The following is a 14,699-nucleotide window of genomic DNA, read 5'->3' on the forward strand; positions in this document are numbered from 1 at the left end:
AGGAAGGAATCTTACCGATGAAAATCCAATTCAAACAAGTTGCGATGACTGTACTTTTGTCCTCCTCCCTGCTCATATCCGGGCTGCCCGCCCTAGCTGACGGTACGGCTTCCGCAGCAGTCGCAGCGCCATTAGCCGCATATGATTTGAACAGCAGCCTGCATGTTTCCGTAGAAGGAGTTTTCAACGAAAAAACATCCTCGGGCGTGCGCCTTGGCGCGGTAATCCGCGTCAACAATACGAGCGATCAAACCGTGCGTATTCCCGACCACGAGCTGCGCCTTGCAACGAGCGACGGCACTGTGTATACGCTGCGTCCGAGCAGCGGCAACGCTCATGGCGTGCAGCCGAACTCCGAGGTGGAATTGACCTATATGAAGGTCATCAACCGCCAAACGGAAGTCAGCCTGACCGATTTGTCACTGGTTGACGTCAACTACGACGTGTATCCGAAGCAGGAGACGACGCTGTTCACTGTACCAGTAGGCGCAACGTCCTGGAACGGCAGCCGCTCTACGTTTCAGGATACAGCCTTGATCAAGGCATGGGGAGATACTTTTACCATTCCTACTCTTGAATCGGCTTTGACATACAAGCCTGTCGACATCAGCAGAAGCAACACCAATCAAGGGGCCGCTTATTTGGTCAAGCTGTTGGTGGAGAATCCGTCCGAGCAGACGGAAACGGTACCTGCCTTGCAACTGGACGGCAAAAGCAAAACGAACGTATACACAGGCAAGCAAGTAGAAGCAAGCGGTGTAACATTGGAGCCGGGCGAGAAAAAATATATCCACTTCGCCATCAATGCGGAGATGGATACCGTGCTGGAAAGCCTCAACGTGCTGACCCCGGAAACTTTTACGCAAGCAGACGCTTCAGGCAAAACGACAACGTCGAGCTTTAGCGTAGGCAAGCTGAACATTCAACTGCCAGGCGGCAAGCCGGCGGCTGCCAGCTACAAATACGGCGATCCGATTGCTTTTGAAAAGTGGAACTCCGTCATCAATCAAGATCTTAACGTTTCGCTGGTTGAGCTTCATGTGGCGGATAACCATGATCAGGGCAACAAGCTTGCTATCGCCAAGTTTAAATTAAACAACAAAGGGCAAAGTCCTGTTCCGGTTCCCGCTTTCCAAACCGAAATTACGAGCCCGACCGGCTACGATTACGCAGGTGAGAGACAAAAAGATGCGCAGCAAAGCGTAGCGCCCGGAAGCTCCGTCGTCGTCAGCTATGCTTTCGTGCTCCCGGCTTCAGAGACGAGCGACACGTTCGCGATGAAGCTGCAGGACGTGGTTACAGGAGCTGCCGACGGCGGCACTGCGCCGACTTACAAATCGACGATCGCGTCTTACAAAGTTACGGCGCAAGGCAACGAGGACAGTCATAAAATCGGTCTGTATCCATATACTGTGGATATCAAGGGTTCTTCCTTAACGCAAACATGGGCCGTCGGATCAGCGAACAAATTCACGTACCGCTTGTGGCTGTCGCTGGGCATCGAACAAGATTCGAACGTGCTGGTCGGCAAAGACTTCTCCAAGCTGAAATTCGAGCTTGTTGACGGCAGCGGCAGCAGCCTGGGCACGCAGTCGTTCCCGCTGACAGGAACCGGCCGCCTCGTGAGCGGCGATCAGAAGCTGTTCTTTACGAACATCACGACGGATCAAAATGAAAACAATGTCAGTGTCAAAGTATATGAATCGATCGACACGCCGACAGGCGAAGTGGATCGGCTTATTACCGAATTGAAATAAGAGCGGGGGGACCTATCGGGCTGTTTCCATAAAGGTATCAGCAAGTGAGCCGGTCCCGGACGATGCGACAAGACGCCTCCAACACCACGATGCAAGTGGGGATGAGGCGTCTTTTTTTGCGGCGCTGAAGGCGCCCCGAAGCGGCGGAAGCGGTGCGGAGGCGCCGTGGCGGTTCGGGATGGTGGTCGACGACAGCTGCCCGTCCGTGATGGTGCGGCTCAGTGGTCGTCGCTAACTGTCCGTCGTAGCGCTGCGTGCCGCTGGACTTCGTCAGCTGCCCGTCGTGGCGTTGCGGTCCGGTGGTCGACGACAGCTGCCCGCCGTGGCGGTACGGTCCGGTGGTCGACGACAACTGCCCGCCGTGGCGGTACGGTCCGGTGGTCGACGACAACTGCCCGCCGTGGCGTTGCTTGCCGCTGACCGCCGAACAGCTTACTCGCTAAAAATCACCGGCCACGCGCCGAAAACCTGCAAAAGTGCATCTTTTTGCTCGTTGATGCTCTGGCTGGGAATAATTCCTGCAAATCTGCAGTTTTTTTCGCTAATTATCGAGATTGGCCCTGGTTTGATGGGAAATTCCTGCACAATTGCAGGTTTTTCCTCTAAACGCCCCGTTTCCGGTGAAAAAGCCTGCACTTTTGCAGGTTTTGGAGTTGGAAGGGGGACCGCCATGAAGGAAGGGGCAGCACCACTGCTGCTCAGATCGCTGCGTCGTCTTAGGGAGTACCCAACGGGCGACTAGCCCGCAGTTAAACTTATGGTAGCATCATGTAACCGTGGCTTACAGAACGAAATCTGCTTGTCGGAACGTTGGAAGACGAGGTTTCCATGCAAATAACGATGGAGGCTCAGCGGTGGAGTGCCAGCTGTGAAGGCACAACGGCGGGGGCCAGAAACTTTTGTTGCTGCAGACCCTTTTATGAGTTTGCGCGCGGTGCTGCGCTGCATGACGGCGGTCGGTCGGCCACTTTCATCGTTCCGTGTGAGGGAGGGGCGCAACTTTTTGCGGGTGCGGCTGGTATAATCGAGGTATCGCCTTGGGGCGATGGGAAAAGTAGGGGGTACAAGATGCTCAAGCTTAGTGTATTGGACCACTCTCCGGTTGCGACGGGGACTACGCATAGTGAAGCGATCCGCCAGACGATTCGGCTTGCCGAGGCTGCCGACCGGCTGGGCTACACCCGGTTCTGGGTGTCGGAGCACCATAATTCGCAAGGGCTGGCAGGCTCCTCGCCGGAAGTGTTCATCTCCACGCTCGCTGCCCGTACGAACCGCATCCGGCTTGGCTCCGGAGGCGTTTTGCTGCCGCACTACAGCGCCTACAAGGTCGCTGAGAATTTTCGCTTGCTCGAGGCGCTTTATCCGGGACGCATCGACTTAGGGATCGGGCGTGCGCCGGGAGGCACGCCGCATACGGCCAGCGCGCTGCGGGGCGGCAGCGCGAATCTGTTCGAGGGACTTGACCGGTTCCCGGGTCAAGTCGCGGATTTGGTCCGGTTCCTCACCGATTCGGTGGAACCGGGGCATCCTTTTGAGGGCATCCGCGCCACCCCTTTGGTGGATCGGATGCCCCAGGTGTGGCTGCTCGGCTCCAGCGGGCAGAGCGGGATCTATGCGGCGCAGACAGGCGCGGCGTTCTGCTTTGCGCATTTCATCAACGGAGCGGGCGGACAGAAGGTGACGCGCAGCTACCGCAGCGCATTCCGGCCGTCCTCGCTGAATGTTGTGCCGCAGGCGATGGTCGGCGTCTACGTCGTATGCGCCGAGACGGAAGCGGAGGCGCAGTGGCTGGCGCGGTCGCTGAACCTGCAAATACTGCGCGTGGAGAAGGGCCAGTTCCACGGCGTCCCGACGCCGGAGGAAGCGACCGCTTTTCCGTATTCCGAGTGGGATCAGACACGGATTCGGGACAACCGCAAGCGCATGATCATCGGCAACCCCGCGCAAGTGCGGGATCGGCTGCTCGCTTTGGCGGCAGACTACCAGGTGGACGAAGTGATGGTCGTGGCGGCAGGGTTTCACTTTGAAACGAGGCTGCGTACTTGCGAGCTGCTGGCGAGAGCGTTCCAGTTGGTCTGAGCGCCGATGCCGCGTCCAGTCTCGGGAGTCAGTCTCAGGAGTTTGTCCGAAGGAGTTGCTTTTGTGCAAACTCAATGAATAATGACTGCATATAGCCGCTCAAGCTGCACAGAATCCGTCATTTCGCATAAGCACGCTGAGCAGCGTTTCGTCAGGCACCGTCCTAACGGCTGCTTCTTTGGGCCTTTTGGTGATCTCGCCGGTTACGACAAAAGCGAGTTCTTCGTTGCCGAACAGCGAGAGCACGCCGAGGAGCGTTTCGTCGGGCACTGTCCTAGCGGCCGCCTTTTTTTGGCCTTTTGGCGATCTCGCCGGTTACGACAAAGGCGAGTTCTTCGTTGCCGAACAGCGAGAGCACGCCGAGCAGCGTTTCGTCAGGCACTTCGCCGGCTTCTTCCTTGGGGACGGTCAGCTCAAGAGCTTGCTGCAGCAGGACGTTGTCCGTTTGATCGGGGTAGGCCTGACGGTACAATTCGGCTGGGTCAAGGCCGCGGTTGACACACCATTGGGCGAATACGAGAATCATCATCTGCTCATCGCGCTGATAATTGCGGATAATTTGTTGTTCGAGTTCTTTTTGGCTCATAGCGGTTGGACATCTCCTTAGAGTTTTTGCATAGGCTTGGATTTTTACGTTAGCTGGGTTCATTATAGCGAAAGAACAGGGGCATTCACAATGATCAAAAATGAAAAAATTAAAGCTTCCGAGGTGTGGCTCACCGGCGTTAACGGAGAGGATCTGGGTGTGGTCCCTACAACGGAAGCGCTCGCGCTGGCCAGGAAGCTGAAGGTCGATCTGATCTGCACGTCGCTGATGAGCAGCCCTCCGCCGTGCAAGCTGGCCGGAGCGGGCCAGGCGAAACAGGAGGTGCTGCGGGAAAAGCAGCAGGCGCGCAAACAGGAGCAGGGGGCGAAGGTGAAGGAAATCCGGCTCACGCCGCAGATCGAGGATCACGACCTGGAGACGAAAAAACGGCAGGCGGAGCGCATTCTCGGGGCCGGCGATGCCGTTCAGTTCGTCGTGCGCATCCAGGGCAAGGAAGGAGCGGCTGCGAAAGCGCTGCTGGAAACGCTGCTTCAAGATTTGCGAGCGCTCGGGCGCCCGCGGACGGGCATCCAGCTCAGCGGCAAGCAGGCGGCGGTGCAGGTCGATCCGCTTTGACGAAAGCCCGCATTCTATACAAACCGTGTTACAGTCCACGGCGCATCCACGCGCCGTTGGCTGCAGCACGGTTTTTTTATCCGTAAATCCGCCTCGGGATGGAGGCGGCGATGCATCCGCGGCCGGTTTCAGCAAGCTTGAAAAGCGCTTATGATGGCAATAGTTAAGGAATAGAAGAGAGGTATTGAACAATGAAGGAAAATAACAGATCACTCGTGCTGATCGGCCTGCTTCTCGGGCTTATTTTTGCCGAGCTGGACGAAACGGTCGTATCGACGGCTATGCCGACGATCATCCGCGAGCTGCAAGGATTGTCGCTTTACGGCTGGGTGGCGGGGGTATACATGCTTGCCGTGACCATATTTATGCCCATTTTAGGAAAGCTGGCGGATTTGTACGGGCGCAAACGCGTTTATTTAAGCTGCATGGCTTTGTTTTCTCTCGGTTCCATCATTTGCGGATTTGCGGACAGCATGACCGTTCTGCTGATCGGCAGGGGAATCCAAGGAATAGGCGCCGGCGGGCTGATGCCGTTGGCATTGGTGATTATAGGCGATACGTACCCGCTTGAGCAGCGCGCCAAAATTCAGAGCCTGTTCGGGCCGATGATGATCATTCCACAGCTGCTGGGACCGACGCTGGGCGGTTATTTCGTGGATCATCTTAATTGGCATTGGGTGTTCCTGATCAACATCCCGGTCGGGATACTTGCAGCGTCGGTAATATTCATAGGAATGCGCGAATCCAAAGGGGAGGAGAAGCGGTCCATCGACTGGATGGGGGCGTCTGCGCTCGTGCTGGCGCTGCTTTCCCTTCTGCTTGCGCCGGTGCTGATCGACAATCGGGGCTTGTCCTGGTCATCTCCGCTGATCATAGGGCTGCTTGCGCTTTCGGCCCTGTTTATCGCCCTCTTTATAAGGATTGAATCCAGAGCGGCGGAACCGATTATACCGCTGTCGTTGTTCCGCAACCGCAATGTGGTCGTATTGTCGCTGCTTGTGTTTATCGTAATGCTTGGATTGATGGGCGGAATAGCGGCGTTCCCGTTTTTCTCTCAGAACGTGATGGGCCTAAGTCCAACCGCTGCCGGATATTTGACGCTGGCGTTTATGGCCGGGGCGATTCCTTCGAGTATCCTGAACGGATTTCTGATTACCCGGATTCCGTACCGGAACTTGTTTATCGTCTGCTTCTTGCTGCCGATCGTCGGCGTCGGTTTGCTGTCTCAGGTTCATGCTGCGACAACGCCGCTGTACATCATTGTTACCTTTGTCCTGTTAGGACTCGGTATCGGGGCTTTATTCGGAGGAGATAACCTGATCGTTCAGGAATCCGTCGCCAAGGAGAACAGCGGCGTAGCGCTCGGAACCGTTCAGCTGTTCCAGTCGCTTGGAGCGACAATCGGATTAAGCGTCTTCGGCAGCCTGCTCGCTAACAAAATCAAAACCGGCGTTGCCGGGTTGGCCGGCGAGCTTCCTCCGGGCATGGCGGATCATATCGCGACAGGGGGAATTCCCGCGGGGATATCCGCCGATCTGGTAACGAAGATTCAAGCGGTATTTGTGAATTCGTTCCAGAGCATTTTTATCATCGCTTTGGGCTTTATGATCGCGGCTTTTGTTATCTGCTGGTTTCTGAAGAAGGAAGTGCTATCGAAAAAAGAGGCCGAAGCCGTTCCCGCCGCCGAGCTGCAAGCCTGACCATTCGGCAAAATAGAGGCCTGACTGGGTCTGACTGCCGGCTTGCAGCGCCGAGGGCGCTTTGAAGAAGAGGTTCTGATTAGCTTGTGACAATAGGCTAAGGAAGGCCTCTTTTTCCTTTAACGAAAAGGGGGCGTTCATAGCTCCTCCGTTGTCGGATTTTGGCGGATTGTCGGCGGGGGGGCCGAAAAGTAAGCAGCCATCCGAGGAGCCGATAGCACCAGATATTTCATAATTAAGGATTTTATTGACGAAATTTGGTGATACGTGATATAAAATAACTAGGAACTTAGACCTATCATTCACCAATTTAAATATTTCTTAAAGAGATAAAGGCAAACTTGGCGAAAGCCAAGGACGCAAAGCTATAGGGGCTACACGAAAAGGATTCACATCGTATGCCAGCCAGTTTCCGCTTTAGGCCGCTGAGAAGGAACCTTAAAGCAAGGTTTCTTTTTTTTTGGTCGTTTATGACGGACTAACAAGATAATGAGGTGTGCTTCATGATCGCTTATTTAGTGTCCATACTCCTGTACATAGTACCAATTCTCTTGTTGCTCTACATGATGATCGAAATTTATCAGCGAAACCGGTACAACGGGCTGAATAAAATCGCGGCCTGTTTTTTCCTTGCCACCATGCTGTTTTTCATCGGGAATTTGCTGTTCAGCATCGCCCCGATCCAATACGCGGGCCGAATCGCGCTGCTGCTGTTTTATTTTCCGGCTTGCATCATCATGTGTCTGACGATGCATTTTTGCTTCAGGCTGACGGAGGGATTTCAATCGACTCCGCGGCCGGTTATGACGGCGATCTGCTACAGCCCGTTGGTTCCGGCCTCGCTGGTGTTTTTTCCGCCTCCATGGATAACGGTTCATTTCGTCCAGAACGGCATTTGGAAATACCAGGAACCCGGTGCAGGCCTAACAGCATTGATGCTGGGCAGCACGCTGTATACGGCCGTTGTTTGCATCGTCATCGTGACCGCAGGGTTCAGGTTCGTAAATCAATACGATTTGAACTTGAAGCGAAAGCAGATGCGCACGGTTTTGCTTGGCCTCCTTTTTTCGTTTGTTTGGGCGATAGCGTTTATATTCTTTAAAATGCCGGCTGTTATGCCAAGCGGCGTCAATTTTCCGGCATTAAGCAGTTTCGCGCTCATTATCTTCACTTTTTTCCTCAGATATGCCATGATCAAATATGATTTCCTGCCTTCCCTGGAACGGAAGTATCAGGCTCTGTACGAAATGTCGCCGTTAACGATGATCATTACGGACCAGGACGGAATTATTAAAGAGGCGAATCCGCAAGCGGCGCTGCTTTTTGAATGCACGCAGAAGGAATTGCTTCTTCGCCATGCGCAGGAGTTCATTTTTCCCCAGTCCCACAAGTCCTCGCGTTCGTTCGACCAGCCGGGTTTCGGGGAAGAAACGATCCAGGGGGACTATATCGTCGTCACGCGCAAAGGGGCGAAAAAGTACGTTAAGGCCGAGAGCAAATATTTTGAGGCGCAGGGCGATCTGCTGCAGTATGTGGTGCTGCTCGACGTTACGAAAGCCAAGGCGGCCGAAGAGCAGGCCGTGTATCTCGCTTACCACGATACGCTGACAGGCCTTATGAACCGCGCTTATTTCAACAACGAGCTGGAATCGCATTTATCCGAGGGCAGTCGTTCTTCCATTGCCATTATGCTGCTGGACTTGGACGGATTTAAGCAAATTAACGATACTCAAGGGCACGTTGTCGGGGATCATTTGTTGAAAAAAGTGGCCGACCAGTTGTCGCTGCTCGCGCCTCCGCAGGCGACGATCTTCCGATTGGGCGGGGACGAATTTGCGCTCATTATTCCCGGATTGAAGGACAAGGAGCAGATCCACGGCTGGGCGAATCAAATACTCGCAGGCTTCAAAATGCCTTTTGCTTATCAGGATAAAGCGTTCTACGTTACGTCCAGCATGGGCATTTGCTGGTCCCCTGAGCATGGCGTGAATCCGGACGAGCTGCTGCAATTCGCCGATATCGCGATGTATCAGGCGAAACGGCAGGGCAGAAACCAGTTCGTGATGTACGAGCCGCAGCTGCATGACGAGGAACAGGGGCGATATTTGATCAATTCGGGGGTGCGGCAAGGTTTGGAGGAAGGCGAGTTCTCGCTTCATTACCAGCCCCAAATCGACGTGCGGACAGGCGCGGTTATGGGGGTCGAGGCGCTGATCCGCTGGAATCGTCCCGGCATCGGTTTTGTTCCGCCCGGCGATTTTATTCCGCTAGCCGAAGAGTCGGGCATTATTGTGGAGATCGGGTATTGGGTGCTCGATACCGCATGTCTTCAGCTTCAGCGCTGGCTGGAAGCGGGGATTGCGCCGTTTTCGATGTCCATCAATTTGTCGGCCAGGCAGTTCCTCGACCCGAACTTTTCGCGCCGGCTGACGGATACGCTGCATCGAACGGGCATTGATCCGAGCCTGCTCTGCCTGGAGATTACCGAGAACACGGCAATGAGCGACAGCGAAAATGTGACGAACATTTGCAGCGAGATTATGAATTTGGGCGTGAAGCTGTCCATTGACGACTTTGGCACGGGATATTCTTCCTTATCGCTGCTCAAACGGCTATCCGTCCATTCCATCAAAATCGACCGCTCCTTTGTGAAAGATATGCTGGAAAGCGAACATGACCGCGCCATCATCAACGCGATTATTGCGATGTCGCACAGTCTCGGGAAGCGGGTCGTGGCCGAAGGCGTAGAGGAGCAGGGCCAATGGGATATGTTGTCTGGGCTTGGATGCGACGAGATTCAAGGCTATTATATAAGCAGACCGCTTGCAGCCGGGGATTTGGTCGGATTTTTAAGCAAAAATAAAGTGGGAGTCTGAAGCTGCTCGCGCAGCGGCGGACTTCTTTGGATTTTCCGGGGAAACCGGATGTGGTAACATAGAATATAGAAAGGGAAAGCTGCAATCGGGGAACGAAGCCTGAAAACTTTAGGGAGAGCTATGAACAAACACGAAGAAGAAAAGAAGGCGCTCGAGCGGACGGCCATCGACATATTTGTGGAGTTGTACAATCTCAATCATCGGCTTCCGTTCAGGCTGCTGCAGCAGCAGGAAAAGCCAGACGCACTGCTGGAGGACGCCAGCCTGAACAAAAAGGGGCTCGAAGTGACGCATCTTTTTTATGACACCGAAGAAGCAAGGCTTATGATGGCGCGCTCGGAGCTTACGCTTCCCGGAACGGAAGTGCCGGACCGGTTTATTCAATCGATCAACGATAGAGTGCGCAGCAAAGTTGAGAAGTTTGCGGACTATTCGCACGATTATCCGTGCGCACTGCTGATCCGCAATTTATCGTTGTTTTTCGGCATGTCCGACGTGCTGCGCAGGAAAGAGAAGCTTAAGCTGCCCCGTGGGCATTTTACGGAAGTGTGGCTGCTTTCGCGGGATTTTACCCCGGATTGGCTGCTCATTAATTTATATGAAACGGAAGGTTGAAGCGAATTGGAGGAACTGAAGCAAGTGACGGCGGCCCTGGAGTCCGCAGGGATCGACTGTGCGTTAGGCGGGAGCGGGATGATGCATAGTCTCGGTTTGACGGAAATCGTGAACGACTGGGACTTGACGACGGACGCTCCCATGGATAAGGTGCTCGCGAGCTTGACGGCGTTCAAGGCGGCGCCGCAGCGTGTCGGCGATTTTCCTTTCGCCAGCGATTATTTGATTAGAGTGGAGAGGCAGGGCAAGGCGATCGAAATTATCGGCAGCTTCAAAATTCACGCCAAAGACGGCGTCGTCCGCATTCCGACCGTCGCTTCGCATCGCTGGAAAGGGATTGCCGTCGGCTCGCCGGAAGTTTGGGCCGTCGCCTACGAGCTGATGAACCGCCCGTTGAAGGCGGAGCGGCTCTGGCGCTATTTGGATATCCATGGAGCGGATCCCGGCGCAGTCAATCAGCTCGAAAGCCCCGCCATTCCGGCTGAAATCCGAAACCGCCTGCGGCAGCTGGCGGAAAAAAAGTAAAGGCCTCCGCCTACGATGCCGGGGGTTTTTTTGCTGCTTGCAGAATATGGTGCTAAACTGGTTGTACTTAGGGTAGGCGGGAGAAGCATATCCTTAGAGGGAGGCAAAACCGGATGGCTGGAAAATTTTCAAATATGGACAATATAAGCAATGATCATTCTTTCCGCGATGTGATGAAGTGGATGCGGAACAGGCCGAAGAAGAACGTCGATTACCAGGTTCCGCAGCACCGGAATAAAAGTCCCCGCTTTTTGCAGGAAAACCGTACGGAAGAAACGATTACGTGGATCGGACATTCGACGTTTCTTATTCAAAAAGAAGGCATGAACATCGTCACGGACCCCGTATGGGCAAAAAGAATGGGAGCCGCCAGACGGTTGACCGAGCCCGGATTATCCGTTCAGGATATGCCGCAGGCGGATGTAATTCTGATTTCGCACGCCCACTACGATCATTTGGACATTCCATCTCTCCGCTCGTTAAGGGGCAATCCGACTGTACTCGTACCCGAGGGCCTCGGTCCGATGATCAGACGCAAAGGCTTCCAACAGGTGTTAGAGCTGCCGTGGTGGGGATTTGCCCAGGTCGGGAGCCTGGAGTTTCACTTCGTTCCCGCGCAGCATTGGACGCGCAGAACGCTTTGGGATACCAACTCTTCCCATTGGGGAGGGTGGGTGATCAAGAAGGAAGGCGCAGGCGAAGAAGCCGTTTATTTTGCCGGAGACAGCGGTTATTTCCGCGGTTTTAAAGAAATTGGCTCCAGATATCGGATACATACCGCTATTATGCCTATCGGGGCATATGATCCCGTATGGTTCATGCAAGTGTCTCATATGACGCCCGAGGAGGCCGTACAAGCTTTTTGCGATGTGCAGGCCAAAGTATTCATCCCTATGCATTACGGAACGTTCAAGCTGGCTGACGATACGCCAAAAGAAGCGTTGGAGCGGCTGGAGAAAGAATGGTCCCGGAAAATGGCCGGCTCCGGGGACCTGCGGATTCTTGAACTGGGCGAGACCGTGCTAAGCCCGGTAATCGTACCGGTATAAAGGCAGTACTAGCAGTATTAGCGGTTTGTGGAGGAGGACTGTTATGAAACGCATGTACACGCTGCTTGTGATCGTTTTCGGAGTATACGCTTTAGCGGTAAGCCTCTATTTGTTGAAAGGCGACTTGTTCGGCATTCCGAACGGGCTCGCAGCTACGGAAGCGGACCCGCATACGTTTATGACCGCGCAGGAGATCGCAAAAGCGGAATCGCTGTCGCGCATCCATTCGCTGGCGTATTTTTTAACCTCTCCGCTGCAAATGGGGCTGCTGCTCGCGCTGCTGGGCGTATCCGTGCGTTTTCGCAATGCGGCCGAGCGGTGGTTCCGCAAGCCTTTTTGGCAGACGATCGTCTATGTGACACTGTTCTTGCTGCTGATGGACGTGCTGTTTGTGCCGGTCGATTACTACTTGCTCAAAGTTGACCAAGCGTACGGCATATCCAACGAAACGATCGGCATGTTTTGGGGCGACCACGCCAAAGATTTTGTTATTAACACTTTCGGCACGCTCGTCATCGTCGGACTGTTCCGCTGGGTCATAAGACGCAGCCCGAACCGTTGGTGGCTGTGGTTTTGGCTCGCTTCGATTCCGCTTATTCTGTTTGTGACCTTTATCCAGCCCGTTGTGCTGGACCCGCTGTACAACGATTTTCAGCCGCTGCAAAATCAGGAACTGAGGCGCGATATTTTGGACCTGGCAGCCAAATCGGATATTCCGGCCCATCAAGTTTATCAAGTGAACATGTCGGAGCGCACGAATGCGATCAACGCTTATGTGAACGGCATCGGCGGCAACGCAAGAATCGTGCTGTGGGATACGATTTTGCAAAAACTGCAAAAAGACGAGATTTTGACCGTCATGGCTCATGAAATGGGGCATTATGCGGAGAAGCACATTTATTGGGGCATTCTGTTTGGCGTCGTTTTGAGCTTTATCGGGTTTTGGCTCGCCTTTCATGCTTTTCGGTTCGCGGTCCGCCGCTGGGGCCCGCTTTGGGGAATCCGCGAAGAACGCGACCTTGCCGCGCTGCCGATTTTGCTTTTGATAGCAACCTTTATGAATTTCGCATCGGCTCCGGCGCAAAATGCGTTCTCGCGCGTCATCGAACACAGGGCGGACATGTACTCGATGAAGATGACCGGCGCCGGCGCCGCCGCGGTGCGCGCTTTTCAGAAAATCGCCAAAGAGAACCTGAGTCCGGTTACGCAGCCTCCGCTCGTGCAGTGGTTCCGCGGCTCCCATCCGACTATACTCGAACGAATCTTGTACTTCAAGCAGTTTGAGCGCTGACCGATGATCGGGAATGACCTGCCTGAACGAAGGGAATAGTAGGTATGCTGACCAATCGACCGGACTGCCGGAGAGGCTTAGGGCAGCAACATTGGAACAGAACGGGTGTGCGCTCTTGGAGGAAGGAAAAAAATGGGACCTGATCTCGATTGCATCCATTCCGCTAATTATGACGCTGGGGAATTCCATGCTGATCCCCGTACTTCCGGCTATACGCGCCAAGCTTGGAGTGACTTCGCTGCAGGTAAGCCTGATGATTACCGTTTACTCGGCGATTGCGATTGTTCTCATCCCGATTGCCGGCTATATTTCCGATAAAATCGGTAGGAAAAAAGTAATCATTCCGAGCTTGATCATAACGGGCATCGGAGGATTGGTATCCGGGCTGGCGGCAATGTGGATGCAGCAGCCGTATCTTCTGATTTTGATCGGACGGTTTATGCAGGGAGTGGGCGCGGCCGGCGCTGCGCCGATCGTGTTTCCGCTGGTAGGCGATCTGTTTAAAAAAGAAAGCGATGTAAGCAGCGGGCTGGGAATGATCGAAACGTCCAACACGCTTGGCAAAGTATTGAGTCCGATTCTAGGCTCGGCGCTCGCCGTGCTTGTATGGTACTTGCCATTTTTGGCCATCCCGGTGTTTTGCCTGATCTCCGTGCTGCTCGTCGGATTTTTGGTTAAAACGCCCAAAAACTCGGATCAGGACAACGCCGAAAAAACCGGCTTCTCCAGCTTTTGGAGCTCCGTGAAGTCGACTTTCCGCCAAAAGGGAAGATGGCTTTATGCGATTTTTGCGATCGGCGGCATCTGCATGTTCGTTGTTTTTGGCACGCTTTTCTACTTATCGGAACTGCTCGAAGAACAATTTCATTTGCTGGGAGTCTTAAAAGGCTGCGTGCTGGCGATCCCGCTGGCGGCGCTCTGCATAGCGTCTTTTGCGGCAGGCAGATGGATCGGGCAAAATAAACTGCGCATGAAATGGGTTACATTCTCGGGCATTGCGCTTTTATCCGTAAGCGTGTGGCTGTGCGGAACGATGCACCACATCAGTATGCTGCTCATCCTGCTCAGCCTGGCGGGCATCGGAATCGGCTCGGCGCTGCCCTGCCTGGATGCGATGATTACCGAAGGCATCGAGAAAAAAGAACGGGGGACGATCACTTCGATCTACAGCTCGATGCGCTTCATCGGCGTCGCCGCCGGCCCGCCGGCCGCTTCGCTGCTGATCAAAATATCGCCGAATGTGATGTTCTACACGATTTCCGGAACTTGCCTGGCAGCGGCGGTACTCGCGCTTCTCGCAATCCGCCCGAAGTCGGCATCGAAGGCAGGAGCCGAACCGGAGCCGGAGCCCGAGCCGGAACGGCAGAAGCAGAAAGCGCATGCCTGAAGCAAAAGGCCAGAAGCAAAGAGCACTCTGAAGCAAAAGGCAAGGAGCAAAGAGCATGCTGAAGCGCTAAAAGCACGCCTCGCCAAACCGGGAAGCCGGAGGGAGGGGGCGTGCTTTTTGTTGGCGTGAGGAAAGGGCAACTACTTGGCAAAGCGGAGAAAGCCTGCAAAAGTGGAGCGACCAAGCATAGGTCGAGTGAGGTAGCAGGTGGGAACCCTGCTTGGAAAGGTGTTAGCCACATCACCAATAACGAGTCTT

13 protein-coding genes and 1 riboswitch are annotated in these 14,699 nt (G+C 54.4%); of the genes, 10 read left to right on the top strand and 3 right to left on the bottom strand.

Going from position 1 to position 14,699, the window contains the following annotated elements; genetic code table 11:
• Positions 1 to 17: 17 nt before the first annotated feature.
• On the top strand, positions 18 to 1,757 hold the full coding sequence (locus AC6RNO_RS33840; protein WP_497108130.1) for a hypothetical protein: 1,740 nt from the start codon (positions 18 to 20) through the stop codon (positions 1,755 to 1,757).
• Between the two features lie 432 nt (positions 1,758 to 2,189).
• On the opposite strand, the gene AC6RNO_RS33845 is transcribed toward AC6RNO_RS33840, so the two are convergent.
• Positions 2,190 to 2,429: a hypothetical protein gene (locus AC6RNO_RS33845; RefSeq protein ID WP_497108131.1), complete on the bottom strand. Its 240-nt coding sequence runs from the start codon at positions 2,427 to 2,429 to the stop codon at positions 2,190 to 2,192.
• Positions 2,430 to 2,825: 396 nt separating this feature from the next.
• Here AC6RNO_RS33845 and AC6RNO_RS33850 point away from each other — a divergent pair, with 396 nt between their 5' ends.
• Positions 2,826 to 3,836, top strand: a complete 1,011-nt coding sequence (locus tag AC6RNO_RS33850; RefSeq protein ID WP_497108132.1) for an MsnO8 family LLM class oxidoreductase — start codon at positions 2,826 to 2,828, stop codon at positions 3,834 to 3,836.
• Between the two features lie 99 nt (positions 3,837 to 3,935).
• On the opposite strand, the gene yxiS (AC6RNO_RS33855) is transcribed toward AC6RNO_RS33850, so the two are convergent.
• Together yxiS (AC6RNO_RS33855) and yxiS (AC6RNO_RS33860) are read right to left on the bottom strand one after the other, a co-directional pair.
• The gene (gene yxiS / locus AC6RNO_RS33855; protein ID WP_497108133.1) at positions 3,936 to 4,106 is read right to left on the bottom strand and encodes a protein YxiS; all 171 of its coding nucleotides are present in this window, start codon (positions 4,104 to 4,106) and stop codon (positions 3,936 to 3,938) included.
• A 4-nt stretch (positions 4,107 to 4,110) separates the two neighbouring features.
• On the bottom strand, positions 4,111 to 4,422 hold the full coding sequence (gene yxiS / locus AC6RNO_RS33860; RefSeq protein ID WP_474682023.1) for a protein YxiS: 312 nt from the start codon (positions 4,420 to 4,422) through the stop codon (positions 4,111 to 4,113).
• Between the two features lie 90 nt (positions 4,423 to 4,512).
• Here yxiS (AC6RNO_RS33860) and infC point away from each other — a divergent pair, with 90 nt between their 5' ends.
• The 8 genes from infC to bcbE all read left to right on the top strand — a co-directional run bounded on the left by infC (position 4,513) and on the right by bcbE (position 14,441).
• A complete protein-coding gene (infC, locus tag AC6RNO_RS33865; protein WP_497108134.1) occupies positions 4,513 to 4,998 on the top strand; it encodes a translation initiation factor IF-3 in 486 nt (161 codons plus the stop codon).
• 191 nt (positions 4,999 to 5,189) lie between these two features.
• Positions 5,190 to 6,698: a DHA2 family efflux MFS transporter permease subunit gene (locus tag AC6RNO_RS33870; RefSeq protein ID WP_497108135.1), complete on the top strand. Its 1,509-nt coding sequence runs from the start codon at positions 5,190 to 5,192 to the stop codon at positions 6,696 to 6,698.
• Positions 6,699 to 7,022: 324 nt separating this feature from the next.
• Positions 7,023 to 7,115: riboswitch (cyclic di-GMP riboswitch) on the top strand.
• Positions 7,116 to 7,201: 86 nt separating this feature from the next.
• A complete protein-coding gene (locus AC6RNO_RS33875; protein ID WP_497108136.1) occupies positions 7,202 to 9,574 on the top strand; it encodes an EAL domain-containing protein in 2,373 nt (790 codons plus the stop codon).
• Positions 9,575 to 9,694: 120 nt separating this feature from the next.
• A complete protein-coding gene (locus AC6RNO_RS33880; protein WP_474682027.1) occupies positions 9,695 to 10,189 on the top strand; it encodes a hypothetical protein in 495 nt (164 codons plus the stop codon).
• 6 nt (positions 10,190 to 10,195) lie between these two features.
• Positions 10,196 to 10,714 carry a hypothetical protein gene (locus AC6RNO_RS33885; RefSeq protein WP_497108137.1) on the top strand — a complete coding sequence of 173 codons (519 nt, stop codon included), beginning with the start codon at positions 10,196 to 10,198 and terminating at the stop codon, positions 10,712 to 10,714.
• Positions 10,715 to 10,827: 113 nt separating this feature from the next.
• Positions 10,828 to 11,763 (top strand): MBL fold metallo-hydrolase, encoded by a 936-nt coding sequence (locus tag AC6RNO_RS33890; protein WP_497108138.1) that lies wholly within the window; start codon positions 10,828 to 10,830, stop codon positions 11,761 to 11,763.
• Between the two features lie 43 nt (positions 11,764 to 11,806).
• Positions 11,807 to 13,054, top strand: a complete 1,248-nt coding sequence (locus AC6RNO_RS33895) for a M48 family metalloprotease (protein WP_497108139.1) — start codon at positions 11,807 to 11,809, stop codon at positions 13,052 to 13,054.
• A 115-nt stretch (positions 13,055 to 13,169) separates the two neighbouring features.
• Positions 13,170 to 14,441 carry a bacillibactin exporter BcbE gene (bcbE, locus tag AC6RNO_RS33900; protein ID WP_497108140.1) on the top strand — a complete coding sequence of 424 codons (1,272 nt, stop codon included), beginning with the start codon at positions 13,170 to 13,172 and terminating at the stop codon, positions 14,439 to 14,441.
• Positions 14,442 to 14,699 lie beyond the last annotated feature (258 nt).

It is taken from the genome of Paenibacillus sp. sgz302190, assembly GCF_059820445.1.